Here is a 26,433-nt window from a genome sequence, read left to right as displayed (position 1 = left end):
TTCACGCCGGTGGGTGGACGGTAGCGGGTTGAGATAGCGAAAGTGCCCCTGACTTGGGATGATGTGACTTGCCTAGAGACCACGTCAACCAAGATGAGGAGCACCTTCGAGGTGAAGACTACCGGCTTGTATCCCAGGGTTCACGTTGATACCGCGAAGGTGACCGCGGTCGCCCAGGCCGGCGGGGTCCTGCTGACCGAAACGATCCGGGCCGCAGGCCTGGATCGGGGCCTGTCGGAGGCGTTGGCGGGGTGGCGGAAGCCGTTGGCGGTCCATGACCCAGGCAAGATCCTGCTCGACCTAGCGGTGTCGCTGGTGCTGGGCGGTGATGCGTTGAGCGACCTCGCCACCCTGCGCGCCGAACCAGGGGTCTACGGGTCGGTGGCGTCGGATCCGACGGTGTCCCGGCTGATCAAGGCCCTGGCCGACGATGCGGACAAGGCGATCAAGGCGATCTCGTCGGCGCGGCAGCAGGCCCGCGCCACCGTGTGGGGTGTGGCCGGTGTCCATGCCCCCGACCACGGCGCTACCGCTGAGCAGCCGCTGATTATCGACTTGGATGCGTCGCTGGTCACCGCGCATTCGGAGAAGCAGCAGGCTGCTCCGACGTTCAAACGCGGGTACGGGTTCCACCCCCTGTTGGCGTTCGCCGACCACGGCGCGGACGGAACCGGCGAAGCACTCGAGATCCTGCTGCGGCCGGGCAACGCCGGCTCCAACAAGGCCAGCGATCACATCGCTGTCACCAAGGCCGCGTTGGCGCAGCTCCCCGACCGCAACCCGCGCCCAGGGCGGAGGGTGCTGGTCCGCGCGGACGGGGCCGGCGGCACGAAGGAGTTCACGAAGTGGCTGACCGGGCGGCGGGTCGCGTACTCGGTCGGGTTCACCCTCCCCATGGACACCGCCGAGCTCTACCACCAGATCCCTGAATGGGTGTGGCTCCCGGCCCTCAACGCGGATGGTGAAGCCCGCGACGGGGCCGATCTCGCCGAGCTCACCGGACTACTCGACCTGACAGGCTGGCCCGACGGGATGCGGGTGATCGTCCGCCGGGAACGGCCCCACCCCGGAGCGCAGCTACGGTTCGACGACGTCGACGGCTACCGGCTGACCGCGTTCGCGACCAACACCAGAGGCGCCACCCTTCAACAGCTCGAGCTCCGGCACCGCCGCCGCGCCCGCTGCGAGGACCGCATCAGGCAGGCGAAGACCACCGGGCTGGCGAACCTCCCCCTCCACGGGTTCGACCAGAACAGGATCTGGTGCCAGATCATCGCGCTCGCGTCCGAGCTGCAGGCCTGGACCGGGCTGCTCGCGCTGGCCGGACACGAAGCACGCCGGTGGGAACCGAAACGGCTCCGCTACCGGCTGTTCAGCATCCCCGCCACCATCGCCCGAAGAGCCAGACGCATCCACCTCCACCTCAGCGACCGATCCCCATGGGCCGGGCTGATCCACGCCGGCATCACCAAGCTCCAAGGGCTCCCGGCCCCAGCGACCTGACCCCGCGGCCCCGACCATCCGCCTCGATCCTGGAATACCCCTTCGGCCTGGAACCCCGCCCACCGCGAACGTCACGCGGCGTCTTGTCGCACCCTCCTGCAAGAATCAGACCAACATCGACACCACCGGCGCCGACAACCCCCGATCGGGGCCGTCATGAAAGATCGAGGCTAGCGCGTCATCCAGCGCGATCGGAGCTTCAGTCCTGCAAGAATCGCCCCGCGCAGCGGGGCGTTTCTCTTGCCCGGATAGGCACGGGAAATGTACCTCATGGCGGATTCGTGATGTGCGCGGATCATGGGGGCGGGCCGGTCTCTCCAGGATGTTCCCTGGTCGTGGATGACAGTCGCGGACGGAACGTAGACTGACTCCCATTCCGCCTCCCTCATCCTCAAGCCCAAGTCGACATCTTCGAAGAACATGAAATAGTTCGGGTCGAAGCCGCCGATCTGGCGGTATGCCTCAGGCCGGAGAAGCAGGCACGCCCCTGACAGCCATCCGCACACATGCTCCCGATCAGTGATCCCGTGGTAGCGCGCCGTCCACGGGTTCCCGGGCCAGACCGAGACGAGAAGTGCATGTCCGATACCGATCGAGAGCGATGGGAGCTCCCGGGCAGAGGGGTAGATCGTTCCGTCGACGTTGGCGAGCCGGGGCCCGAACACCCCGCCCGCAGGCCACCGCTCCGATGCCGCAACGAGTTCTGACATGGAGTCGGGGGTGAACACGGTGTCCGGGTTGACGACCATGAACCAGTCGGCCTGCGATTCGCGCAGGGCTCGATCTGCGGCCGCGCCGTAGCCGAGGTTCTTCCCGGGACGAATGATCCGGGCCCCGCCGTTGCGGGCGGCCCTGTCGACGACTTCGGTCTCGGTGCCGTTGTCGACGATATCGACCGTCAATGCCGCACCCGGTGCCGCATCCCGGAGGGATGCGAGCATGCGCTCGAGCTCCTCTCCCGGGTTGAATGCGACGGTCACGACGTGAATGCTCGGTCCGGCCACTTCTTCTCCTCCGTGTGATTTACACAGACAGACTAGGCCAACAGTCGCTAGTGACGCATCAGTGGCACTAGTATCTAAGGCGTGAGTCAGTTCTCTTCCAGCGCTTCCAGGGCACCCGGACATGAAGTTGCCGGGCGCCAGTATCCCTGGGTGATACCCGTGGTGAGCGCACTGCTGGCTATCATTCTATTCCTCGCGTCCACGATCTACTTCGCATACACACGGCTCGACGGCAATATTCAGACCCAGGACATCAACGTCTACCTCGACCGCGGTGAAGAGGCTGACGAGATCGAGCCCTACAAGCCCGGTGATGATATCAACATTCTCATCCTCGGTTCGGACGTCCGTGAGGGCGAGGCCGATATCGATGGCGCCGGCCAAGCAGGCCAGGTGGTCGGCATGCGGTCAGATACGACCATGTTGGCCCATATCTCCGCGGATCGGTCCAGGGTCGAGATCGTGTCGATTCCACGGGACACCCTCGTCGACATTCCCTCCTGCCGGCTTCCCGACGGCACGTGGACGGAGGCGCGGACGTCTGCCATCTTCAACTCGGCATTCTCCATCGGCGGGCAGACCGGCGATGTCGGCGCGGCCGCCGCCTGCACGATCCGCACCGTCGAAGATCTGACTGATCTCTACATCGACGGTTTCGTGGTCGTCGACTTCGCTTCCTTCCAGCAGTTCGTCGACGCTCTCGGCGGCGTCGAGATGTGCTTCGATGAGGCACTGGCCGATAGCACGGCGGGTCTCGACATTGTCGCGGGATGCCAGACTCTCGATGGCGAATCCGCTCTGGCTTTTGCACGCGCCCGCAAGGGTATCGGTGACGGGTCAGATATCGGCCGTATGCAGCGCCAGCAGGACCTCGTCATGGCGATCGCGGATGAGGCCCTCAGCCGCAACCTGCTCACCGACCTGCCGTCTCTCTACCGGCTCGTCGACGCGGTGTCCCAGTCGATCGTGACGGATTCCGAACTGGGCAACATCGACAAGATCGCCTCGCTGGCGAACTCGATTCGTTCCGTCTCGACAGAGGACTTCTTCCTCATGACCATGCCGTGGGATCCTGCCGGTGCACGCGTCCTGCCGTCCGCGGACGCCGCCATCCTGTGGGAGTCCCTCCTTGCCGACGTCCCGCTAACGACAGTCTTCGATGAAGACGGCGGCCTCCTCCCGGTGGAGCCGACAGCCGATCCGACCACACAAGCAGGGACTGTGACCCCGTGAGCGACATACCCTCCTATCGACCGAAGAATCCTGGCACGAGACCGAGCGCGCTCGGAGCGACAGTGGTCCCTGGCAGGACCCAGCGGATGTCGACCCCGCGTCCGGACGAAGCGCCGAAACCCCGGCCTGCACAGCGCGCCGCTGCGCCGACTATCGCACCGCCATCGTTCACGCCGCGAACACGCGCTGCCTCCCCCGCGCAGAGAGAACCCCTCGGGCTTCCCATCGACCGGCCCGGGCCCCAGTCTCCTGTGCAGGCACCTCTGTCGGCGCCCGCGGCGCCTCGCAGGCGCCGGAAGAAACGCAGGATCATCATGCCGCTGATCCTCCTCCTGATCTTTGCCATGGTCGCGTGGCCCCTCTATCTCTTCACGTACGGGAACTCGAATCTGCGGCATGTCAGCGCTCTCTCCGGGGCGGCCGCCACTCCTGGGAAGACTGTTCTCTTCGCGGGGACCGATCAGCGGTCCGAGGATGGCATCAACGATGGGGTGGAGGGACAGCGGTCCGACTCGATCATGCTCGTCCACGTCCCCGAATCCGGGAACCCCTCACTCATCTCCCTGCCCCGCGACACGTATGTGTCGATCCCGGGGTATGGGAACGCCAAGCTCAACACCGCCTATTCTGTCGGCGGGCCCGAGCTGCTCGTCGCAACGGTGGAGGGCCTGTCAGGTTTGACAGTTGATCACTACGTGGAAGTCGGCATGGATGGAATCTCGTCCCTTGTCGACTCTGTCGGAGGTGTCGAGCTCTGTCTCGACTACGACGTCAACGACCCGATGTCCGGCCTCGTGTGGGAGGCCGGATGCCACGACTCGGATGGTGTCCAGGCTCTGGCCTTCACCCGCATGCGGTACTCGGATCCCCTCGGGGATATTGGCCGCACTGCCCGCCAACGGCAGGTCATCGGCCAAGTCATGGACAAGGCGATCAGCCCAGCAACGCTCTTCAATCCCTTCAGACAGAGAGAGCTGGTTCGTTCAGCCACGACGGTTCTCACCGTGGACACGGAGACGGACCTGCTCGACCTTGCGCGGATCGCCCTCCCCATGCGGACCATCATGGGCCCGAACGGCATCGTCGGCACACCGCCGATCATCGATCTGAACTACCAGCCCGGAGGCGTGGGATCGACCGTGCTGCTCAATCCGGAGACGGTCGACGAGTTCTTCGGGAAGGTCGCAGACGGATCGATCACCCAAGCCGACGTCGCAGCGAATCTCCTTTAGCCCGAGCCGCCTCGGCCAGGCTCTCCTGGAATTCTTTCATCGCATCCGCGATCGCCGGATCGGTGACGGAGAGGATGCGGGCAGCGAGCAGCCCGGCATTCCGGGCCCCACCGATCGACACGGTTGCCACCGGCACCCCGGCCGGCATCTGGACGATCGACAGCAGGGAATCCATGCCGTCGAGGTGTGCGAGCGGCACGGGGACGCCGATGACGGGCAATGTTGTGACTGAGGCCAGCATGCCGGGGAGGTGGGCCGCCCCGCCTGCCCCGGCGATGATGACACTGAGGCCGCGCTCTTTGGCTGTTGTCCCGTAGGCGATCATCTCGTCCGCCATGCGATGTGCTGACACCACATCGGCTTCCCATTCGATCCCGAACTCATCGAGAGCTATGGTTGCGGCTTCCATGACGGGCCAGTCCGAGTCTGATCCCATGACGACACCGACGCGCATATCAACGTCCTTCCAGGGTTGCGATGGCGGCGTGGGCTCTCGCACGCACGTCATCAAGGTCTGTTCCTGTCACGGTGACGTGGCCGATCTTCCGGCCTGGCCGCACTTCCTTGCCATACATGTGGATCTTGACCCCGGGGTCTGCCTCCCAGACGTCTCTCAGAGCCTCACGAGGGTCGCTGAGGGCGGAATCGAGGAGGTTGACCATGACCGACCAGGGTGCGACGGCACGCGTGTCTCCCAGCGGCAGGTCGAGAACGGCGCGCAGGTGCTGTTCGAACTGGCTCGTCACCGCTCCCTCGATCGTCCAATGCCCCGTGTTGTGGGGCCGCATGGCCAGTTCGTTGACAATGAGAGCACCCCGCACAACGAACATCTCGACGGCGAGAACACCGACAACGCCCGTCTGTTCGGCGATACGAGCGGCGATTGCGGCGGCCTGCTCGCGCAGATCATCCGGGACGGGGGCTGGAGCCGTGACCTCGAAACAGATCCCATCGCGCTGCACCGACTGGACGAGCGGCCACGCCACCATCTCTCCCGAGGGCCGTCGCGCCACAAGTTGGGACACCTCCATGTCGAACGGGACCTTCTCTTCGAGGAGGATACTGTCCCCCTCCCACGTCCACGGAATGTCTGTGTGGGAGCGGATGACTGCCACGCCCTTGCCGTCGTAACCGCCGCGAGGCGCCTTGGCGATGGCGACGCCGCCGAGGCGTTCAACAGCGGCATCGATATCGTCCGCTGTTGCCGCCTCGTACCAGGTGGGGTGTGGCGCATCGAGAGAAGCCCTCATGACGAGCTTGTCTTGGGCGAAAACGAGGGCATCGGCCGATGGCCTGGAGTCGATCGCACGCAGAATGTCATCGGGAATATGCTCATGCTCGACCGTGACGATCTCACCGTCCACGAACTCCTCGATCGTGGCCCTGTCGTCGGCCGCACCGACCTGCGAGTAGCGGATCGCTTGGCCGGCTGACCCATCGTCGGCTTCGACGAGCGCACGGAGCTCCACTCCGAGAGCTATCGCAGCCTCCTGCATCATCCGCGCCAGTTGGCCCCCGCCGATGACACACACCACTGGAGCGCCCGCACGTGCGCCTGTACCGACTACTTTCTGTCCCATGTCCTATATGCTAATCGAGTGTTCTCGCGTTTCGTTAGGCGGCTGCTCCGCGGACAGACCCTAAAGGAATGGCTGGTCGAGTTTCTCCGATTCTGCACCATTGGTCTCGGTGCATACGTTGTCGACATCGGCCTATTCAACCTGTTGGCCTATCACTGGCCCGTTGCTCTGCCCTTCGATCAGTCGATGACCGCGAAAACGATCTCGGTGTCTGTCTCCATCGTCTTCGCCTGGGTCGGCAACCGGCTGTGGACCTTCCGCGAGAAGGCCCAGAACAATAGGCGTCGAGAGTTCACGATGTTCGTCCTCGTCAACCTCGGCGGCATGGCGATCGCCCTCGGGTGCCTCGGCGTGTCGCGCTTCATCCTCGACTATGACTCCCAGTTCGCGGACAATGTTGCCGCGAACGGTGTGGGGCTCGTCCTCGGGACGGCCTTCAGATATGTCTGCTATCGCTATCTCGTGTTTGCGTCACCGGCGCCTGCGACGGGATCCCATCGAGATGAGAGCGCCCTGCGGTAGAACCTTCTCGGGGTCGAGGGATGTCGGGACGGCGTTGAGCGTCAAGGTGAAGACAGGAGGTCTGTTCTGCGCGAGCTCGAGCTTCCCACCATCCGCCTTGGCAAGGTTCAGCGCGAGCGGGAGGCCGAGACCGGTAGAACCGCCCGTCGATATTCCGGGGGTGAAGACACTGTCCCCGATCTCCTCGGGCACGCCCTCTCCCTCATCGGACACCGAGATGACAACGCCCTTGCGGTTGGCCGTATACCGGGCTGCAACGACTGTCGTCCCGGCACCGTACTTGACTGCGTTCTCGATAAGAGTGGCGATGATCTGGGCGAGTGAGCCCGGCGTCGCCAGAACAGTGATGTCGTCATCCACCGCGAAGACCAGGTCTCGTTTCGCCTTCGAGAACACTTTCCGCCACTCGTCGCGCTGCTGGTCCATAATCTTGTCGAGCCTGACAGCTTCGGTCGTGCCGCCCGAATCGGACCGTGAGGTCTTGAGGAGTTCTGTCACGACTCCCGTGAGGCGCTCGACCTGGTCCTGGCAGGCGTGCACCTCGTTGAGAACCTCCTCGTCCTCTGTGATCATCTCGATCTCGTCGAGTCGCATCGACAGCGCCGTGAGGGGCGTTCTGAGCTGGTGGGAGGCATCTGCGGCGAACTGCCTCTCGGCGGCAAGACGCCCTGCCATGCGGTCCGCTGTGCGGACCAGTTCCTCGTTGACGAGGTCGATCTCTTCGATGCCGGACTTGCGAAGGTGCGGGCGGACGGTGCCGGTGCCGATCTGCTCCGCCGATGCTGCGAGGTAGATGAGCGGTGCGGAGAGCTTGCGCGACTGACGCGCCGCCATGAGCGCCCCCGCGATAAGAGCGCATGTGGATGCGACGACGACGAGGAAGACGAATCCTGCTATCGAGCGGTAGATGTGTCCGCGATCCGTCTGGATCTGTATCACCGCCCCGGACACTGTCCTTTCGACAACGGTGATGACGGAGGACGGCAGCTCATCCCCACCCGATATCCGTTCCCCGTTGGGGAGGAAGACGGTCACGTGGGTGGGGTGGTCAGCATCCCCGCCCCAGCCGCTCAACAGCTCTGGGGTGACAGCGTCACCTCGGTCGATGCGCCGTTCGACGATCGAGGAAAGGGAGGACGCCTGGACTCGCAGGTTGGAGATCTCTTGATTCCACAGCATGGTGGAACCAAAGATCGACATGGGCAACCCGAGGAGAAGGACTGCAAGCAGCACCGCCAGCAGAGTCATCCTCAGCGCACGGCGACGCATGGCCTAGTTCTCGAACCGGAATCCCATGCCACGAACAGTGGAGACGTACTTCGGTTCCGCAGCGTCATCGCCGAGCTTGCGGCGGAGCCACGACACGTGCATGTCCAGCTTCTTCGTGGATGAGGCAGTGTCGGAACCCCACACCTGCTCCATGAGGTCCTCACGGGACACGACCGAGCCTGCGTCGCGGATGAGAACGGTGAGGAGATCGAACTCCTTGCCGGTCAGGTGGAGTTCCTTCCCATTCACCCACGCACGATGAGCGGAGACATCCACTTTCACGTCCTGAGCAGACAGAATGTCCTGCTCGCTCTCTTCGCCGGAACCCCGCCTGAGCAGGGCGCGCACGCGGGCCATGAGCTCGGCGAGACGGAACGGTTTCGTCACGTAGTCATCGGCACCAGCATCCAAGCCGACAACCATGTCCACCTCGTCGGCACGCGCCGTCAGGATGAGAATGGGGACGGTCAGACCCTGGGACCTGATCGAACGGGCCACATCGAGCCCATCCATATCCGGCAATCCGAGGTCGAGGATGATGAGGTCCGTGGCGCCGTCAAGCTCTTCGAGCGCGCTGCGCCCCGTACCGTGGGGGCTCACCTCGTAGCCTTCACGGCCGAGTGCGCGAACGAGGGGATCGGAGATCGCGAGATCGTCTTCAACAAGTAATACCTTAGTCACACTATGAGTATAGGTGGAGAACCGAAATAGTGGACATGAACAGGGAGTAAAATCGATTTCGTTACCGAAAACTTACCCAATCGGCCCGCTTGCGGCGATCAGATTCAGCGGAACTTCTTCAGTTCGAAGATCTCAACCGTACCCGTGCCGCCCAGATCCTGTTGGCCGTAGGGCAGAACCATGTAGGAGCCGCGGCCAGCATCCCCGAGGGCCGTATAGGTGGCGCGGTCGATCAGGATCGAGCCCTCGTCGGCAATGTCGACGAGCCTGCTCGCGAGATTGACGGTGGGGCCGAAGATATCGCCGAAGGACGACACGACCCGCCCCCACAGGAGTGACGCCTTGACGGGGAGCATGCCCTCGATCTTGCCGAGCTGGTAGACGAGTTCGGTTGCGACCTTCGCGCCGATGGTCAGATCATCGGCGATGAAGATCACGGCATCGCCGACCGTCTTGACGAGGCGGGCACCGTTCTGGGTGATGATCTCTCGGCACGTGAACTCGAAGTCGCGGATAAATGTTACGAGCTGCGCCGAACCCAATTCGCGCGACTTGCTTGTGAAGGCGACGAGGTCGATGAAACCCACGGCTCGCTGCAGCGGCATGATATCGGGCGTGTCGAGGTCTGGGCCGCGCCTGCGCAGCTCAAGGTCGGAGCGCCTGAGGAAGGCCGCCATGTGCCGGCGCCACACGTACCTCATCTGGTCCTCGAGGAGGGAGAGATAGTCGTCGACATGGTCGATCACCCAATACCGGGCGGCGATATCGTCGATCTCGAACGTCGACTCGGCGAACTCGACGAGAGCTTCGTGCTGCCAGAGCACCAGCCTGTCCGCCATGTGCCCCTGCGCGAGGACAAGTGAGTTCAGCGTATTGGCGTCGAGCTGACCGGCCGACAGCTTGTCGAGGTGTCGTCTCATCATCTCGATGTCGTAACCGGTGAAGATCTGGTCGTTCTCTTCGTCTTCGATTCCGGGGAAGCCCATGGCTGTCCACATGCGTCGAATGGTCCGCGGCTCGACTTCGAGCCTGTCGGCCACCTCCATCAGAGTGAACTGCGGCTGTCCATTGAGGAGAGAGTTCGCCCTGGTCTCGACGGTCAGGCGAGCTTTCCTAGGATCTGTGTCACGCGTCACATGCACAAGTTTATCAGTTGTCCGGCCTTGCTCCCAACACCGTGAGAATTCTGTCGTGCCGTAGGCTAGTGGTATGAGTGAACGTACACGTATCGACGAGATCGCAGACTCCTATGTCACATCCCTCTGCAAGATCTCTCCCCTGTTCGCGTCGGCGACCGGCATGGCCAAGACGGGCCTCCTCGATGATTTCTCTCCCGAGGGGATTCAGGAGCGGATCGACCTCGATCAGGCCACCCTTCGAGAGCTTCGGAACTCCGAGCCCACATCGGACAACGACTGGGTGACGAAGGCGGCGATGATCGAACGCCTCGAGTCCTCTCTCGCGATTGCCACCGACGAGATCGGCGCGCTCAACGTCATCGCCTCCCCCATCCAAGACATCCGCGACTCTTTCGACCTCATGGATCGGGAGACGGACGAGGATTGGGACCTGATCCGCGAGCGCCTCGAGGCCATCCCCACCGCCCTGCGCCAGTACCGTGAAGCACTGTCCTGGCGCCACGACAAGGGCGCTCCCTTCCCTGCCCGCCAAATCGCGGCGGGAGTTCAGCAGGCTCAGCAGATCGCTACCGGCGGCATCCTCGACGAGTTGACGGAGCGCGGGATGGACACGGATGAGGCGCGTGCATCGTTCGCCGATCTGGCCGCGTTCCTCTCGTCTCTCCCGCAGACGTCCGTCGATGGCATCGGACGCGACCGCTACCCCGCGCACCTCAAATACTTCCTCGGCTCGGACGTTGATGTCGATGAGACGTTCGAATGGGCGGAGCATGAGCTTGCCAGCATCATCTCCGAGCAGGAGAAGACCGCAGCGGTTCTCTACGGTCCGGGGACGACGATTGCCGAAACGATCGAGCGTCTCAACAGCGATCCTGCCCGTCAGATCCATGGGCGCGAGAACTTGAGGGAATGGATGCAGAAGACCGCTGATGATGCGGTTGCGGGAACGCTCTCCGAATTCGATATTCCCGAATCTCTCCGTCGAATCGACGCCAAGGTCCTCTATCCCGGTACCGGCGGCATCTACTACACGCAGCCGTCCGATGATCTGTCTCGGCCCGGCGCCATGTGGTGGTCCGTTCCCGAGGGCGTGGAGACGTTCAATACGTGGTTGGAGAAGACCACGGTCTACCACGAGGGTGTCCCCGGACATCACCTCCAGATCGGCACGACTGTCGCATCGCCCCACCTCAACAGCTGGCGCCGCCTCGCGTCGTGGGTGTCGGGTCACGGAGAGGGATGGGCGCTGTATGCGGAGCGCCTCATGGCGGATCTCGGCTTCCTGGATGACCCGGGTGACTATTTCGGAATGCTGGATTCCCAGCGTCTGCGCGCGGCGCGCGTCCGCGTCGATATCGGTGTCCACGTCAAGGGCTGGACCGCGGAGCAGGCCTGGGATTTCCTCACGGCGAACGTTGCCATGGATCATTCCTTCCTGGCGTTCGAACTCGACCGATACCTGGGTTGGCCGGGGCAGGCGCCGTCCTACAAGATTGGGCAGCGTCTATGGGAGTCCGAACGGGACGCGGCGCTAGCCCGCGGAGAGTCGCTCAAGGACTTCCATACGCGCGCGCTGTCTCTCGGCACCGTCGGATTGGACGTTCTCCATGAAGCTCTGTCTCGCTAGCGCCTCTCCCGGCCGCTACAAGGTTCTGACGGGGGCGGGAATAGTCCCCGAGGTTGTCGTCTCCGAGGTGGACGAGGACGCCATCATGGCCGGCATGGTCGGCGCGCCTGCACGGGACATCGTTCTCGCATTGGCACGGGCAAAGGCAGAGGCGGTTGCCCAGCAGACGGATCATTCCCTCATCATCGGCTGCGACTCGATGTTCGAGATGGGAGGAGAGATTCTCGGCAAGCCACACACGCCCGAGGTGGCCCGTGAGCGCCTGACTGCCATGGCGGGGCGCTCAGGGGTTCTCTACACCGGGCACTGGCTCATCGCACCCGAGACTGGCGTCGGTGGAGTATCGGAAGCAACCGTCCATGTCGCCCCCATGTCTGCCCGCGAGATCGACGCCTATATTGCCACCGGAGAGCCGCTTCATGTTGCCGGTTCCTTCACGATCGACGGCTTCGGCGGGCCTTTCATCGACCGCCTGGAGGGCGATCCTCACGGTGTCACCGGCCTGTCGCTGCCGCTGCTGCGGGAACTGCTCGCACGCACGGGGCGTTCGATCACGGAGCTGTGGGATGGGATCTAGCGCCGACGGCATCGTCTACTGCGCCTGTGGCAGCAAGCATTGGGGCCGCGCTGGGGCCGCAGGCGTACTTGCGTGGCGAGACCGTGGGGAGACCGAGGTTATCCTGCAGCTCCGGGCGGAATGGTCGATGTCTGGCGGGACGTGGGGTATCCCCGGAGGCGCCATCGGATTCGATGAGACTCCCCTTGAGGGCGCTATCCGCGAGGCACACGAAGAGGCGGGCCTTGAGCCTGCACGCGTGTGGGCTGCCACCACTCTCACCCATCCCGACTGGTCCTATACGACCGTGGTGGCGGAAGCCGCCCCACATCAGGCGGCACTCGTGACTGACCACGAATCGGATGCGATGGAGTGGGTTCCCTGGCACGCCCTCGATGGCAGAGTCCTCATGCCGGCCTTTGAGCAGAGCGTCCCTCTCATGTCCACCCTCCTGGGGCGGACGCTTCTTGTCGTCGACCCGTCACAGCTCGAGTCCGGCTGGGAGGAGGCACTCCCCCTCCTCGGCATGCGAGGGATCGGGGCCGACGTTCTGCCCGCCGAGTATCGGGACGCGATCAATCACCGCGTGGGGCCCGATCGTACTGTCACGCTCTTCCCCGACATCGCTCTCCGCGGCTCGGGGAGGCCCCTCACGGCGGCTTCCTACCCCGGGACGATTGCACCGACTATGGGATGGACAGAAGGTGCGGAGGCTGTCGACATGGGCGCGTACGACCGCGTCGTGACGGTCGGGGGCTCTGCGGATGGACTCACCATTGCCCCCTCGATCATCAGAGGTATTATCTCGCAGCCGCAGCGCGCGCAGACGGACTAGGCGCCCAGGGGTGCGGAGGAGAGGCGTTCCGCTGCCGCGTCGATCGCATCATCAGTCGCTGTCAGCGACATCCGGACCTTCATGCGGCTTGACTCCCCGTAGAACGTGCCGGGGGCGACGAGGATGCCGCGCTCGGAGAGCGCTTTGACGATCCCCCACCCATCCAACCTGCCGCTGCCATCTTCGAGCCACAGATACAGTCCGGCACGCGTGAGAGGGTCGGCGACGAGACCGGCCCTGCCGGTCGCTTCCATGAGGACCGCACGCCTGCGCTCATAGACAGAACGCTGCTGTGCCACGTGGTCGTCGTCATCGAGCACGGCTGTCATCGCGGCCTGCACGGGCCCCGGCATCAGGAATCCCATGTGCTTGCGGACTTCGATGAGGGGGGCGAGAAGTGCGGGATCGCCTGCGATCATCGCGGCCCGGTATCCGGCAAGATTCGATTGCTTGGACGCTGAGTACAGCGCAAGGAGGCCTGCCTTGTCCGGCCCAGAAATGTCGTCGCCGAGAACGGAGGGGATGCCGTCGGAGATGAAGGGCTCAGCCCACGGCAGGGCCGCATAGCATTCGTCAGAGGCGATGATTGTTCCTGTGCGGCGGCCCCACGCGACAATGGCCCGGAGCTGGTCACGATCCAGGACGTGGCCGTGGGGGTTGCCCGGGGAGTTCAGCCACACGAGGTCCGCTGACGGCCACGTCTCCGGGTCGGAGGCAGGATCGATGGGGACGGGGGTGGCTCCGCTCAGGCGCGTGCCGACATCGTACGTCGGGTATGAGCAGGCTGGGATGAGAACATTTCCGGTTATCCCGAGGAGGGATGGAAGGAGCGCAACCATCTCTTTGCTGCCGATAGTCGGCAGCACCCCATCGAGTCCGACGGTGGCTCCACGCGTGCGAGCCCACCAGGTCACCATCGCAGAGCGCAACTCGGGGGTTCCCAACGCGGGAGGGTACCCGGGCGACTGCTCGGAGGCTCGCAATGCCTCGATGGCGATGCGAGGGGTGGGATCGACTGGCGTTCCGATCGAGAGATCGGCAGTCACGCCCGGGTAGGCATAGGCAACTGTCTTATAGGGCGTCAGAGTGTCCCACGGGAAGTCCGGAAGACCTTCCCCCAGGAGCGGCATCAGTCGTTGATTCCGGCCGGGAGAGCCGCGACGATCGGGTGATCATAGGCGATGACTCCCATCTTCGCCGCACCGCCCGGGGACCCGATCTTGTCGAAGAACTCGACGTTCGCCTTGTAGTACTCGCTCCACTCCTCGGGAGTGTCGTCTTCGTAGTAGATGGCCTCGACAGGGCACACCGGCTCGCAGGCACCGCAGTCGACGCACTCATCGGGGTGGATGTACAGCATGCGTTCGCCCTCGTAGATGCAGTCGACAGGACACTCGTCCACGCACGCGCGGTCCTTGATATCGACACAGGGAAGTGCAATTACGTACGTCACGACTCACAATCCTCTCATCATGCGGTCCGGCTTCGATCCCGCAGAAATCGGGATCATCCGCAGACCGCGGCGTGGACCGGCTGATATGTCCACGAGTACGAATTATTGTAGATCATTTCTCCCTCGCGGCGGACGATGCGAGTGACGTCGACCGTGAAGCCGGGGCCTCCCGCAGCATAGGGGACACAATCGGGAGACGTGTTGACCTCTGTCGTCGGCTGAACATATTTGTAGGGATCCGACACCGTGATATCGACGTCGTAGTACGCTGTCGACCAGAGTCGAGAGCGAACCTGTCCACCCTCGACCCACGTTTCGACGAGCACACCGAAGGGGCTCGAGTTCCGCCACCGCATATCGACCGAGGGCACCCACAGTGTCGCCTCGACGCCCATGGGGTAACGATCGAAGTACTTGGAGTGCGGCTGGTGCTGGATGTCTTCCATGCCGGCGCGATAGCCGAGGTTGAACGTGTTGGTCGACAGCTGCGACAATCCCCCGCCCAGAGCGACGGCGTTGAAGCCGTCCACGACAACACCGGAGGACACGAAACCGTTCTCTTCCGTGATCGGACCGAGGGTCGTCAGGAGAGAGAACTCCTCCCCCGGCAGGACGAGCGTGTTGTTCGTCTTGCTCGTTCCGACGATCAGGTTCTGGGTGCGCACAGGATCGTTCGTCAGAGGCGTGGAGATCTCAGAGACGACTTCGACGATGCCGAGGGCTTCAGCATCGGCAGTGGAGAACTCCGGCTCCTCCTCGGTGACAACCGCCTCGACGGTGCGCGTGGATGTGGTGACAACGGCGCCGATGGCCTCTCCGGTGGCCTCCGTGTTGATCACCATTCCGCTTCGGCCGGGACGGATGATCGGGCCGACAGCATGGTCTTCGATGAGGATCTCGGCGTTCTTCGGATCCTCGAGCTCGTCTCCCGCCCCCTCGATCACCTGGTCGACGAGAGCGGCCGTGTCGACGATCATCGTGAGTTCGCCGTTGTCGGCGGTGAACGATGCGGCCTCGGCGAGACGCTGCGGCTCGAGGACCACGTCGCGCTCCCCGACTGAGACAGTCAGGGGGGACGCGACGAGCGGCTCCGCCTGCTCGGCGCGCACCCTCTCGACATCCTTATCTGTCACGTCTGGTTCAAGGTCAACGGGTTCAAGCTCGATCGGCCTGGTCTGGGAGACCCAGCCCTGCCCAAGAATGCGGACAGCAGTCTCGGCATCGATGCCGGTGCCATTGACCTGGTGTGTGGTCTGGATCGTCGATCCGGCAAAAGAGATCGTCGCATCGACAGGCCGTGTCCCGAGCTGCTCGTTCAACGAACGGATCGTCTCGCTGAGCGCAGCCTCGTCGAAGCTGACGACGGGATCCACATCATCGCTCCCGGAAAGATGGCGCAGGAGATGAGCCGGATTGAAGGAGAGTCCCGTCAGTCCCTCGACCGTGGCCGCACCATCGATCGCGACAGACGCGGCGGTCGGATCGATTTCGGCCGTGATATCGGTGCCGGCAACCGTCACCGGTACCGGATCGCTCACGGCACCGGCAAGGTCAGCTTCAAGCTTCTCGGCGGCGGCTTCCTCGGACATGCCGCCCACATCGACCCCCGCAATGGTCGTGTTCGTCGGGATGCGATCTGCGAAGAAGAATGCCATGCCGATATAGACAACGACGAGGACGAGGGCGATTGCGGCGGCGACGAAGGGCCAGAGCGCTCGAGGCGACTCAGCATCGTCAACGGCCCGCGAGGGAACCCATTCACTCGTACGATCATCATCAAACATGAAACATCCTTCTCACTGACACTCAGCCAGTCTAGCCGTCGGGCTGACCGCGAGGTGTCGGGGCGCGCTATTCGCGGTCAACCAGTGTGCATCCCACCCAGGCGATGAAGCCGCCGATGATGAGCGCGGCCGGGGTTCCGTTGAACCACCACATGCTGAGGTTCTCGGACAGTGCGCCGATGGCATCACCCTCCGAGTAGGCGGAGGACAGTCCGAGAGTCGCGAGGAAGCCGATGCTGAACCCCACCCATCCCATCATTCCGGCCAGTAGGGCGAATGCTGCCGCGCCAAGACCGACCGTCATGAGGGCAACGATGATCCCGGTGAGTCCGCCGTCGATGCCTCCCGAGTGTGTCACAGTCCCGAGAAGCGCCGCCAGACCACCGAGGATCAGGCCCGCGAGGGCGATCAGGGTGGTCGAGCGGCGTGACTGCTCGGGACCGTGCACGAATCTTGCCAGCGACATTACTTGCCCTGCGCCCGCTTGCGGTTGGCGCGAACACGATCATGCGCGTTGAGGACGACTTTGCGGATGCGGATGGTCTCGGGAGTGACCTCGACGCATTCGTCATCTTCGATGAACTCGAGAGACTCCTCGAGGGTGAGCTTGCGGGGCGGAACGAGAGTCTCGAACGTATCGGCCGATGCGGCACGCATGTTCGTCAGCTCCTTCTCCCTGACAACGTTCACCTCCATGTCTTCGGCGCGCGGGTTCTCGCCCACGACCATGCCCTCATAGACCTCCTGGGTCGGCTCGACGAAGAAGGTGCCTCGGTCCTCGAGGCGAAGGAGCGAGAACGGGGTGACGGCGCCCTGACGGTCGGCGATGAGGGAACCGGTGATCCGGGACTCGATCTCACCTGCCCACGCGTCGTAGCCTGCGAACAGGGAGGAGCCGATGCCGGTGCCGCGAGTCTCCGTGAGGAAGTGCGTGCGGAAGCCGATGAGGCCGCGGGACGGGATCGTGTACTCCATGCGCACCCAGCCCGTGCCGTGGTTCGTCATCGTCGTCATGCGGCCCTTGCGACCAGCCATGAGCTGCGTGACGGCGCCGAGATGCTCCTCGGGGACGTCGATCGTCATGTGCTCGTAGGGCTCGAGAACCTTGCCGTTCTCGTCCAGCTTCGTCACAACCTGCGGCTTGCCGACCGTCAGTTCGAATCCTTCGCGCCTCATCTGCTCGACGAGGATGGCGAGCGCGAGCTCGCCCCTGCCCTGAACCTCCCACGCGTCGGGACGATCGGTGGGGAGGATGCGGAGGGACACGTTTCCGACGAGCTCGCGATCGAGACGGTCCTTGACCTGGCGGGCTGTGAGCTTGTGGCCCTTCACCTTGCCTGCGAGAGGGGACGTGTTGATACCGATGGTGAGGGAGATGGCGGGCTCATCGACGTGGATCTCGGGAAGGTCGATCGGGTTCTCCATGTCGACGAGCGAGTCGCCGATCGTGATGTCGGGAATACCGGCGATGGCGACGATGTCGCCCGGGCCCGCCTCAGTGTCAGGGACGCGCTCAAGGCCGACGGTGCGGAGAAGCTCCGAGATCTTCGCCGACTTCATCGTCCCGTCCATCTTCCGCCATCCCAGCGTCTGGCCCTTGCGGATCACGCCGGAATGGACGCGGATGAGGGCAAGCCTGCCGAGGAACGGGGATGCGTCGAGGTTCGTCACCTGGGCGGCAACCGGTGCCTCGTCGTCATACGTGGGGGCGGGGATGTTCGTGAGGATCGCGTCGAAGAGCGGTTCGAGGTCGCTCGAATCCGGAAGTGTGCCGTCCTCGGGCTGCTCGACGGAGGCCAGTCCGGCCTTGCCGGAGGCATAGATGACCGGCACGTCGAGAATGGCGTCGATGTCAACCGTCTCATCGATATCGCCCTCCAAGTCGGAGGCGAGATTGAGAAGCAGATCCGTCGTCTCGGACACGACGGCCTCGATGCGGGAATCGGGACGGTCAACCTTGTTGACGACAACGATGACGGGGAGCCTGCCAGCGAGAGCCTTGCGTAGCACGAAACGTGTCTGCGGAAGCGGGCCCTCTGACGCGTCGACGAGAAGAACGACACCATCGACCATCGAGAGTGCGCGTTCGACTTCGCCGCCGAAGTCGGCGTGGCCGGGTGTATCGACGACGTTGATGATGATGCCGTCGGGCTCGCCGTGCTTGGCGGCTGCGGGACCCTTGTAGGTGATGGCGGTGTTCTTCGCGAGAATGGTGATGCCCTTCTCGCGTTCCAGGTCGCCTGAGTCCATGACACGCTCACCGGTCGATTCAACTGAGGCGTGGGAGTCGAAGACGTCGGACTGCCACAGCATGGCATCAACGAGTGTGGTCTTACCGTGGTCGACGTGGGCCACAATTGCTACGTTACGAATATCTGAGCGAGTTACTTTCACCGGCGTTGCTCGGTTCCTTTCTGGGCGCGAAGCGCGAGGGCAGGACCGAAAACAGGTCCCGGTACATCGTACGCGCCAAACCGAATGATGGCAGGGTTGAGCGAGACAGGTCACCAAGGAAACTCCCAGCCGTGAGACGGCGCAGCTCTTCCCTGCGGTGTGAACCTGACACAATGGTGACCATGACTGAACCGATCTACCGACTCCGATCCACAGGCCAATACGTGAAGTTTGTGATCGCACTCATCTTCATCGCGCTCTTCGTGCTTTCGCTCTATCTCGATCCGAACACGGACGGCTTCTTCCCGCCGATCATCATCGCCCTCGGTGCCGGTCTCGTCGCCTACGTCTTCTTCTACCTGCCCACGCTCTACCTGGACCGCGATGGTCTTCACATCCACAACTGGTTCATGGACCGTGTGCTGTCGTGGCGAGACTTCGAGAAGCTCGACACCAGGTTCGGCATGAACATCATCTCTGCGAACGCATCCGATCCCGTCACCTGCTATCCGGGAACCGGTGGGCTGACGCAGGGGCGCAAAATGCTCACAACCTCGTCCCCGCTCGCCAGGAGCGAGCCGAAACAGACCTATATCCCCGTCCACGAGTCCGGCCAGTACAACCTTCAGCCATCACTCAACGAGGCAAGCTCTCTCATCACCCGCATGGCGAAAGAGTTCTCCCGAACCTCTCCTCACCGGCCCCGCACGAAGACCGTGAACCCGATGAGGGTCGCCATCGCATTGATCGGCATCGCCCTCATCATCATCGGCATTCAGGCCATCATCTAGATCGAGACAACGATAGAGGGGGCATGGACCGTTGGTCCATGCCCCCTCTATCGTGACGCTGTCAGATCTTCAGCTCGGAGATCTCTTCGCCGAACTCGCGCAGCAGCGCGTGGCGCTCTTCGCGACGACGCTTCTGCTCGCCCGGTTCGGGAACCGGCGCGGCCGCGATGAGACGCTTCGTGTACTCTTCCTTCGGATCGTGGAGCACATCGGCACACAGGCCCTGTTCCACAACCTTGCCGTTCTGGAGCACGACCACACGGTTCGCCATGAGGTCGACGACAGCGAGATCGTGGGAGATGAAGAGGCAGGCGAACCCGAACTCGTCCTGAAGCTCGGCCAGCATGCGCAGCACCGTGGCCTGGACGGACACGTCGAGGGCCGACGTCGGCTCATCGGCGATGAGAAGCGACGGGTTGAGTGCCAGTGCGCGTGCAATACACACGCGTTGACGCTGGCCGCCCGAGAGCTCGTGCGGGAACCGGTTATAGGTCGATCGCGGCAGCTGGACGGCGTCGAGGAGTTCGTAGACGCGGTCCCGCTGTTCCTTCTTGGAGCCGACCTTGTGGACGACGAGCGGTTCGGCAATGCAGTCGCCGACGGGGAAGCGCGGGTTCAATGACGCGGCAGGGTCCTGGAAGATCACGCCGATATCCTTGCGGACAGCCTTCTGCTCTTCCTTGTTCCGGCCGATCATGTTCTCGCCGAACAGCTTCACCTCGCCACCCGCAGCGGGCTGGAGGCCGAGGATGCACTTGCCGATCGTCGACTTGCCCGAGCCGGATTCGCCCACAAGCCCGACGATCTCACGCTCGGCAACATCGAAGGAGACGACGTCGACAGCCCGGAACGGTTCCTTGCCCCACACCTCGTACTCGACGATGAGATCCTTGACATCGAGGACAGTCTTGGAGATATCGAGGGTGCTGCCGGAGAGTTCCTTCAGTCCGAACTGTGCACGCCCCTGGCCGAGGTGGGGAACAGCCTTCAGCAGGCGCTGCGTGTAGGGATGCTTCGCCTCGTTGAGGACCTCGGAGACAGTGCCGGACTCGACGATGTTGCCGCGGAACATGACATGGACGCGGTCCGCCATGTCAGCCACGACGCCCATCGAGTGAGTGATGAGGAGGATGCCAGTGTTGAGCTTGTCCTTGAGAGACCGCAGCAGGTCGAGGATATCGGCCTGGACGGTCACATCGAGAGCCGTCGTGGGCTCGTCGGCCACGATCACCGCAGGGTTGCAGGAGATCGCGATCGCGATGACGACGCGCTGGCGCTGGCCACCGGACAGCTCGTGCGGGTACTGGTGGATGCGCTCCTCGGGGTTGTCGATGCCGACCATGCGGAGCAGCTCCACGGCACGGGCCTCAGCGGCGCTGCCGTAGGCGATCTCGTGAAGCTCGAGCGCCTCCGTGATCTGCATACCGATCGTCAGCACCGGGTTGAGCGCCGTCATCGGCTCCTGGAACACCATGGCGATGTCTCCGCCGCGCAGGCGACGCCAACCGCGGGCCGACATCGAGCGGACTGCGTGGCCCGCGACCGTGATCTCGCCTTCAACGTTCGAGTTGTTGGGGAGCAGGCCGAGAGCTGACATGGAGGTGACGGACTTGCCCGAGCCTGACTCGCCGACGAGGGCGACGACTTCACCGGGGTGGATGTCGATGTCGACGCCACGAACGGCGTGGACGCGTCCGAACTCCGTGCGGAACTGCACGTCGAGGTCGTTGAAGGACAGCACAGGGGCGTCGGTCTTCTCGTGGACCTTGACAATGTCCTTGCGACCCGTGGGCTTCGTTGATGTTACGTCCGTGTCGGACTTCTTCTTACCGAAGATCATGCCTGAACCTTCTTAGCTTTCTTAATCTTCTTGCCCATGCCCTTCTGGCGGGGGTCGAAGGCGTCGCGGAGGCCGTCGCCGATGAAGTTGACGGAGAGAGCGATCGCAAGGATGAAACCTGCGGGCCAGTAGAACAGCCACGGCTGGCTGGAGAACTTCTGCTGGTACTGCGAGATCAGCAGACCAAGAGACGTGTCGGGGGACTTCACGCCGAAGCCGAGGAACGACAGCGAGGTCTCGAGGAGGATCGCCGAGGCGATGGCGAGTGTCGCGGAGACGATAATCGTACCGAGGCAGTTCGGGAGAATGTGCTTGATGATGATGCGGGGCGTCGACGCTCCGAGAGCCTGCGCCGAGTAGACGAACTCGCGTTCGCGCAGGGACAGCACTTCGCCGCGGACGAGCCTGGCAAGACCGGTCCAGGAGAGCAGACCGAGGAGGAGGGCGAGGATGATGATGCCGCCGCCGAGCCTCTCGTTCGCGAGCTGGCCGACAACGGCGGCGAGGAGGAGCAGCGGGATGACGATGAAGAGGTCGGTGAGACGCATGAGGATCGTCTCGACCCAGCCGCGCAGGTAGCCCGAGAGCGCACCGATGATGGTGCCCAGAAGAGTCGAGACGATGCCGACGATAAAGGCGATGATGATCGAGCGCTGAGTACCCCGCATGATCAACGCGAAGTAGTCCTTGCCTGCGGTGTCCTGTCCCATGGGGTGCTCACCGAGAGTGAACCAGCCCAGGGTGGGTGCGCCGCCGTTGACGATCGGGTGCGTCGACTCGTAGCCGTACTTCCACCATCCGGGGATGGGGCCGACACCGATCGAGGTGAAGGCAAGGAGAATGATGAAGGAGAAGACGAAGAGGGAGATCATCGCGGCGCGATGACGGAGGAAGCGGCGCAGGACGAGCTGACCCTGCGAGTACGACTTGTTCGTCGTCGAGTCCAAAACCTCGTCGTCGAGTTCAGCGACGTTGAAGTCGCCCACTGCCGCGATATGGGCCTTCGGATCAGTGTTATCCATTACGAGTCACTCCTCTGAAATCCAAAAAATAGCATCGTGCGACTCACCGTCTGATCCTGGGGTCGATGTACGCGTACATGATGTCGGCAAGCATATTCATGAGCACCGCAATACCACCCGTCACCATGAAGAAGGCCATGACAGGGTCTGGGTCGACGTTCTTCAGAGCCGTTTCGAACAGCTCACCCATGCCCTTCCAGCCGAACACCTTCTCGGTGATCACGGCGCCGCCGATGAGGGAGGCGAAGTCGAAGGCAACAATCGTGGTGATGGGGAGGAGCGCGTTGCGGAAGGCGTGACGTGTCATCACGGTGTGCTCGGGCAGGCCTTTGGCGCGAGCGGTGCGAACGTAGTCCTGACCGAGAACCTCGAGCATCGACGACCTGGTGTACCGCGTGTAGGAGGCCACCGACATGAGCGTCAGGGACAGGGTCGGCAGTATGAGGTGCGTCGTCGTGTCCATGAGCGAAAGCCAGAAGTCATCGGCACCGCGGAAGTTCGGTGACACCGAACCGATCGTCGAAATGGGACGGCCGCGAACCAGCTCGTAGTAATCCGCCCAGTGACGGGCAAGGTAGTCGACGAGAACGGCGAAGTTGATCGATATGACCGTCCACACGCTTGCCCACATGATCGACCGCTTGGCGTAGCCGCCAAACGTCAGGCTGATCGCAACGGCGAGGACGATGCCAGCGAGAAGCATCAGGCCGAGGAAGGTCCACGTCGGATCCTCGAGCTGCGACGAGAAGACGACGATGAGGAGGATCATGGCCGCAGCGGAACCGAGGGTGCTGAGGATTGCGCGCTTGTTCGACAGGCTCGCGAGGAGGGCAGTGAAGAGCACTGCGGCGGCGATGCCCATGACGATTTCCATCCACAGGCCGGCAATCGGGTTGCGCGCCCAGTCGGTCACGTCGATGATCTGGAGAAGTCCCGCGGAGCCGAGGAACGCTGCGGCGGCAACGATGAGCCGCTTGCGTGCCTCTCCGGCGATGATCGCCTGACAGAAGAGCGCGAAGAGTCCTGCGACTATGGCGATAAATATGAGGTTAAAGGTTGGAGCCGCTAACCAGTTGTTGAATCGGATCGCACCGAACTCCTTGAGGAGAACGGCGAAGACGAAGGCGGGCAGCGAGTAGAAGACGAAGGCGATGGCCGTCACGGCGTAGTCGAAGCCGGAGTACTGGCGGATCGCTGCCATGACGCCGAAGAAGACGCCGACGATAATGCCGAGAATCGTTGCGAGAAGGACGAGACGAATCGTGGACTCGGCAGCATTCGCAAGAAGATTATTGACGTCCTGGCCGGAGCGGTTCGAGCCGAAGTCGCACTGCAGGCGCGCACATCCCAAGATGCCTCGGAGCCAGTCCCAGTAGCGGACTATCCACGGGTCGTTGAGTCGCATCTGCGCGATGCGCTGGTCGATGCGGTTCTGGCGGTTCTGATCATTCTGTTCGCGCAGATCTTGCAGGGGGTCGCCGGAGTGGACGGTAAGTCCGTAGACCAGGAACGATGCGAAAAAAAGAATCATCAGGGATATGCCGATTCTTTTTAATACAAATTTGAACACGTCGCGTACTTCTTTCTGGAAGGTGTGTCCTATAGCTTTTCGGCAGCTAGCCCGCCCGCGCCAAGTACGTTGAGATGGGTGGCCTCAGAGCACACATTAGGCATTCTAGGTGCAGTTTTCCCGAATCATGAAATTATCGGCCGCTGCACCGCTCACCGCCTCGGGTGATGATGTCCAATGGAAAACCGCGTAGCGGCGGGGGTCCGGCGTTAAACCGTTCCCGCCGCTACGCGGCTCCTACTTGGATTCAGCAGAAATCGGAGTTCCTACCAGGTCCACTTTTCGGCGTTCCACACAACACCGGACTGGGTCACGTTGCGCTCAACGTTCTGGAGTCCTTCGGTGTGGGCAACAATGCCGGGGTGGGCGTAGATGGGCAGACCGAAGAGGTCGTTCCAGATCTCGGTCTCGATGATGGTCTTGGACTCAAGCCAGACCTCGGGGTCGAGGGAGCCGAGGATCTTGTCCCATTCGGCGTCGACGGTCTCGTTCGACCAGCCGTGGTAGTTCTGCTGACCTTCCGAGTGGTAGATGTTGCGGCCCGAGACGACCTGGCCGGAGCCGGACCATGCGAAGAGGGCAACGTCGTAGTTACCGGTGTCAAGCGCGCCACCCGGTGCGAAGAAGTCGGCGGAGCCGATGTCTTCAACGGTGATGCCGGCCTGTGCACAGGAGGACTGGATGAGGGCGACCGTGTCAGCGCGACGCTGGTTCGGTGCGGAGTAGCCGATGCGGACAGTCGGGTTCTCGACGCCGGAAGCGGCGACGAGCTCGGTCGCCTTCTCGATGTCGACCTCGTCGTAGCGGCCGTCGTAGGCCTCGGCGAGAACGGTGTCGTAATCTGCATCGGTCGGGAAGAACTCGCGGAGGTTCATGACCTCAGTGGTCTCGTCGAGGGGACGAACGAGCTTCTCAACGATTTCTTCACGGGGTGCGCAGTACGCGAATGCTTCACGGAGCTCGAGGCCGCCGTTTGCGTCGGAGAAGACGGAGCCTTCAGCGAAGTTGAAGTCGAGGTGCTCCCAGATCAGCGTGGGGCCGGTCAGGACGGTCACGCCGGACATGGCCTCGAGGGTGTCGAGTGCGTCCTGGGTGCCCTGTGGCTCGATGACGTTGACGTCCTGGTTGTCGAGTGCCTGGAGCTGGCCTTCGGGGGCGATGAAACGGAACACGAGTTCCTCAACGCCGGGGGCTTCGCCCCACCAGTCCGGGTTCGGGACGAGAGTGATGTACTGGCCGGGCTCCCAGCCACCTTCAAGGTAGGTGAAGGGACCGTAAGAGGGAACCTCTTCGATCGGCTGGAGCTCGCCCGGGTTCGGGGAGTACCAGTTGTTCCAGTTGTCAGCAACTTCCTGGACAACCTCGAAGTCTTCGTTCTTGAGAGCTTCGAAGAGCTCTTCCTTCGTCATGCCGACCTTCTCAGCCATGACGTGCGACGGGAGGGCGCCGGCAACGACGAGTTCCCAGTCGGGGTTCGGTGCGCTGTATTCGATGGTGAAGGACTTCGCGCCAGCCTCACACTCGGGGCCAGCCGGCACGCCGAGGGCGTAGGAGCCGGGATCGGACACGTGGTCGAAGAGGATTTCGCCGCCGTTCGCGTCCTGGATCCACTGCGGGTTCTGGGAGATCCAGTCGAAGTAGTAGTCCTCACAGGTGATCGGGGTGCCACCCTGATAGACGGCCTCTTCGTTGATGGTGTATTCGACCGTCAGCGGATCCTCGGAAATCATCTCGTAGGAGCCGAGATCCGTGCCGTTCTGCCATTCGCCGTTCGCGTTGAAGTAGCCGAAGCCCACGCCCATACGGTCGTTGATGACGGAGTTGCCGGTCGAGTAGGTGCTCGAGAGGACACCGTTGTAACCGTTGTACTCGTCTGCACCGGTCGTGAAGGAAACGACGCCGTCGGGGCCGTCCGAGCCTTCAGATTCGTCCGCGCCGGTGGTCGTTTCGCCGCCGGTTGCGCCTGTGGTCTCTTCTTCATCGCTGCTCGTGGAACAAGCGCTGAGCACCAATGCTACAGCGGCTGTCGCAGCGACAAGCGAGTATGAATTTCTACGCTTCACTGTGTCACCTTTAATCTTGATTAAGTGATTAACTCCGCCGCACCCGAGCCCCCGAGAGGAACCGCGTGATGCGGATTGGCTTATTCGACAAGGCCGAGACCCTGTCGTGTTAAGTCACTGCAGTATACATAGGCGCCCCTGGCTGTCGAACCTATTGTCCGAGTCGCGCCATTCTTTTATCAGTTTGTTACAAATGATGAGAGTGCGCCAAACGGTGGTCAAATCGTACAAAACCACACTATTTGTCACCGCTGACCGTGCGAGCCTCCTCGACCGAGGATTGCCCATGGTCACGTCGTCCCACGATGTGGACGCTATGGGCAATCCTTGCTCGG

The 26,433-nt window shown here is 63.0% G+C and carries 24 protein-coding genes; 8 read left to right on the top strand and 16 right to left on the bottom strand.

Annotation, left to right across the window (positions count from 1 at the left end):
- Nucleotides 1-111: 111 nt before the first annotated feature.
- A complete protein-coding gene (locus H2O75_RS02430; RefSeq protein WP_182173174.1) occupies nucleotides 112-1,503 on the top strand; it encodes an IS1380 family transposase in 1,392 nt (463 codons plus the stop codon).
- A 170-nt stretch (nucleotides 1,504-1,673) separates the two neighbouring features.
- Here H2O75_RS02430 and H2O75_RS02425 read toward each other — a convergent pair whose 3' ends face one another.
- Nucleotides 1,674-2,507, bottom strand: a complete 834-nt coding sequence (locus H2O75_RS02425; protein WP_259365288.1) for a glycosyltransferase family 2 protein — start codon at nucleotides 2,505-2,507, stop codon at nucleotides 1,674-1,676.
- Nucleotides 2,508-2,666: 159 nt separating this feature from the next.
- On the opposite strand from H2O75_RS02425, the gene H2O75_RS02420 reads away from it, so the two are divergent.
- The gene (locus tag H2O75_RS02420) at nucleotides 2,667-3,740 is read left to right on the top strand and encodes an LCP family protein (protein WP_220462766.1); all 1,074 of its coding nucleotides are present in this window, start codon (nucleotides 2,667-2,669) and stop codon (nucleotides 3,738-3,740) included.
- Between the two features lie 13 nt (nucleotides 3,741-3,753).
- On the opposite strand, the gene H2O75_RS02415 is transcribed toward H2O75_RS02420, so the two are convergent.
- Nucleotides 3,754-4,056, bottom strand: a complete 303-nt coding sequence (locus tag H2O75_RS02415; RefSeq protein ID WP_182173165.1) for a hypothetical protein — start codon at nucleotides 4,054-4,056, stop codon at nucleotides 3,754-3,756.
- Between H2O75_RS02415 and H2O75_RS02410 the strand changes: the two genes are divergently transcribed.
- Nucleotides 4,055-4,972, top strand: a complete 918-nt coding sequence (locus H2O75_RS02410; RefSeq protein ID WP_182173162.1) for an LCP family protein — start codon at nucleotides 4,055-4,057, stop codon at nucleotides 4,970-4,972. The genes H2O75_RS02415 and H2O75_RS02410 overlap by 2 nt on opposite strands.
- On the opposite strand, the gene purE is transcribed toward H2O75_RS02410, so the two are convergent.
- Nucleotides 4,938-5,426 carry a 5-(carboxyamino)imidazole ribonucleotide mutase gene (gene purE / locus H2O75_RS02405; RefSeq protein ID WP_182173159.1) on the bottom strand — a complete coding sequence of 163 codons (489 nt, stop codon included), beginning with the start codon at nucleotides 5,424-5,426 and terminating at the stop codon, nucleotides 4,938-4,940. The genes H2O75_RS02410 and purE overlap by 35 nt on opposite strands.
- Nucleotide 5,427: 1 nt before the next feature.
- Nucleotides 5,428-6,552 (bottom strand): 5-(carboxyamino)imidazole ribonucleotide synthase, encoded by a 1,125-nt coding sequence (locus H2O75_RS02400; RefSeq protein ID WP_182173155.1) that lies wholly within the window; start codon nucleotides 6,550-6,552, stop codon nucleotides 5,428-5,430.
- Nucleotides 6,553-6,570: 18 nt separating this feature from the next.
- Between H2O75_RS02400 and H2O75_RS02395 the strand changes: the two genes are divergently transcribed.
- Nucleotides 6,571-7,074 (top strand): GtrA family protein, encoded by a 504-nt coding sequence (locus H2O75_RS02395; protein WP_182173152.1) that lies wholly within the window; start codon nucleotides 6,571-6,573, stop codon nucleotides 7,072-7,074.
- Here the strand turns inward: H2O75_RS02395 and H2O75_RS02390 are convergent.
- The 3 genes from H2O75_RS02390 to H2O75_RS02380 form a co-directional block, all read right to left on the bottom strand.
- Complete coding sequence (locus H2O75_RS02390; RefSeq protein ID WP_182173149.1) at nucleotides 7,024-8,343, bottom strand: ATP-binding protein; 1,320 nt, start codon at nucleotides 8,341-8,343, stop codon at nucleotides 7,024-7,026. The two genes, H2O75_RS02395 and H2O75_RS02390, sit on opposite strands and share 51 nt — an antisense overlap.
- A gap of 3 nt (nucleotides 8,344-8,346) precedes the next feature.
- Nucleotides 8,347-9,024, bottom strand: a complete 678-nt coding sequence (locus tag H2O75_RS02385) for a response regulator transcription factor (RefSeq protein WP_182173146.1) — start codon at nucleotides 9,022-9,024, stop codon at nucleotides 8,347-8,349.
- A 104-nt stretch (nucleotides 9,025-9,128) separates the two neighbouring features.
- Nucleotides 9,129-10,160 (bottom strand): adenylate/guanylate cyclase domain-containing protein, encoded by a 1,032-nt coding sequence (locus tag H2O75_RS02380; RefSeq protein WP_259365287.1) that lies wholly within the window; start codon nucleotides 10,158-10,160, stop codon nucleotides 9,129-9,131.
- A gap of 73 nt (nucleotides 10,161-10,233) precedes the next feature.
- Between H2O75_RS02380 and H2O75_RS02375 the strand changes: the two genes are divergently transcribed.
- Genes H2O75_RS02375 through H2O75_RS02365 form a run of 3 tightly spaced genes read left to right on the top strand, consistent with a single transcriptional unit; the run spans nucleotide 10,234 to nucleotide 13,181 of the window.
- Nucleotides 10,234-11,790, top strand: a complete 1,557-nt coding sequence (locus H2O75_RS02375) for a DUF885 domain-containing protein (RefSeq protein WP_182173143.1) — start codon at nucleotides 10,234-10,236, stop codon at nucleotides 11,788-11,790.
- Nucleotides 11,771-12,367, top strand: coding sequence for a Maf family protein (locus H2O75_RS02370; protein WP_182173139.1), 597 nt, complete (start codon nucleotides 11,771-11,773; stop codon nucleotides 12,365-12,367). Before H2O75_RS02375 ends, H2O75_RS02370 begins: the two co-directional genes overlap by 20 nt.
- A complete protein-coding gene (locus tag H2O75_RS02365; protein WP_182173136.1) occupies nucleotides 12,357-13,181 on the top strand; it encodes an NUDIX domain-containing protein in 825 nt (274 codons plus the stop codon). The genes H2O75_RS02370 and H2O75_RS02365 overlap by 11 nt, the downstream gene beginning before the upstream one ends.
- On the opposite strand, the gene dapC is transcribed toward H2O75_RS02365, so the two are convergent.
- From dapC to typA, 5 genes are all read right to left on the bottom strand, one after another.
- Nucleotides 13,178-14,311 (bottom strand): succinyldiaminopimelate transaminase, encoded by a 1,134-nt coding sequence (dapC, locus tag H2O75_RS02360; protein ID WP_182173133.1) that lies wholly within the window; start codon nucleotides 14,309-14,311, stop codon nucleotides 13,178-13,180. The genes H2O75_RS02365 and dapC overlap by 4 nt on opposite strands.
- Nucleotides 14,311-14,634 (bottom strand): ferredoxin, encoded by a 324-nt coding sequence (gene fdxA / locus H2O75_RS02355; protein ID WP_182173130.1) that lies wholly within the window; start codon nucleotides 14,632-14,634, stop codon nucleotides 14,311-14,313. The genes dapC and fdxA overlap by 1 nt, the downstream gene beginning before the upstream one ends.
- 53 nt (nucleotides 14,635-14,687) lie before the next feature.
- Nucleotides 14,688-16,418, bottom strand: coding sequence for a VanW family protein (locus H2O75_RS02350; RefSeq protein ID WP_182173127.1), 1,731 nt, complete (start codon nucleotides 16,416-16,418; stop codon nucleotides 14,688-14,690).
- 67 nt (nucleotides 16,419-16,485) lie between these two features.
- Entirely contained in the window at nucleotides 16,486-16,884 is a 399-nt protein-coding gene (locus H2O75_RS02345) for a hypothetical protein (RefSeq protein ID WP_182173124.1), read from the bottom strand.
- Nucleotides 16,884-18,812, bottom strand: a complete 1,929-nt coding sequence (gene typA, locus H2O75_RS02340; RefSeq protein WP_182173121.1) for a translational GTPase TypA — start codon at nucleotides 18,810-18,812, stop codon at nucleotides 16,884-16,886. The genes H2O75_RS02345 and typA overlap by 1 nt, the downstream gene beginning before the upstream one ends.
- 182 nt (nucleotides 18,813-18,994) lie before the next feature.
- Between typA and H2O75_RS02335 the strand changes: the two genes are divergently transcribed.
- Entirely contained in the window at nucleotides 18,995-19,603 is a 609-nt protein-coding gene (locus tag H2O75_RS02335) for a hypothetical protein (protein ID WP_182173118.1), read from the top strand.
- A 61-nt stretch (nucleotides 19,604-19,664) separates the two neighbouring features.
- Here H2O75_RS02335 and H2O75_RS02330 read toward each other — a convergent pair whose 3' ends face one another.
- The 4 genes from H2O75_RS02330 to H2O75_RS02315 all read right to left on the bottom strand — a co-directional run bounded on the left by H2O75_RS02330 (nucleotide 19,665) and on the right by H2O75_RS02315 (nucleotide 26,098).
- Nucleotides 19,665-21,443, bottom strand: coding sequence for an ABC transporter ATP-binding protein (locus H2O75_RS02330; RefSeq protein WP_182173115.1), 1,779 nt, complete (start codon nucleotides 21,441-21,443; stop codon nucleotides 19,665-19,667).
- The gene (locus H2O75_RS02325) at nucleotides 21,440-22,465 is read right to left on the bottom strand and encodes an ABC transporter permease (RefSeq protein WP_182173112.1); all 1,026 of its coding nucleotides are present in this window, start codon (nucleotides 22,463-22,465) and stop codon (nucleotides 21,440-21,442) included. The genes H2O75_RS02330 and H2O75_RS02325 overlap by 4 nt, the downstream gene beginning before the upstream one ends.
- A gap of 43 nt (nucleotides 22,466-22,508) precedes the next feature.
- Nucleotides 22,509-23,996 (bottom strand): ABC transporter permease, encoded by a 1,488-nt coding sequence (locus tag H2O75_RS02320; protein ID WP_259365286.1) that lies wholly within the window; start codon nucleotides 23,994-23,996, stop codon nucleotides 22,509-22,511.
- Between the two features lie 305 nt (nucleotides 23,997-24,301).
- Nucleotides 24,302-26,098: an ABC transporter substrate-binding protein gene (locus H2O75_RS02315; RefSeq protein WP_182173106.1), complete on the bottom strand. Its 1,797-nt coding sequence runs from the start codon at nucleotides 26,096-26,098 to the stop codon at nucleotides 24,302-24,304.
- Between the last annotated feature and the right edge of the window lie 335 nt (nucleotides 26,099-26,433).

Source organism: Flaviflexus equikiangi (assembly GCF_014069875.1).
GTDB classification, from domain to species: domain Bacteria; phylum Actinomycetota; class Actinomycetes; order Actinomycetales; family Actinomycetaceae; genus Flaviflexus; species Flaviflexus equikiangi.
This window is presented reverse-complemented; position numbering and strand designations above follow the sequence as displayed.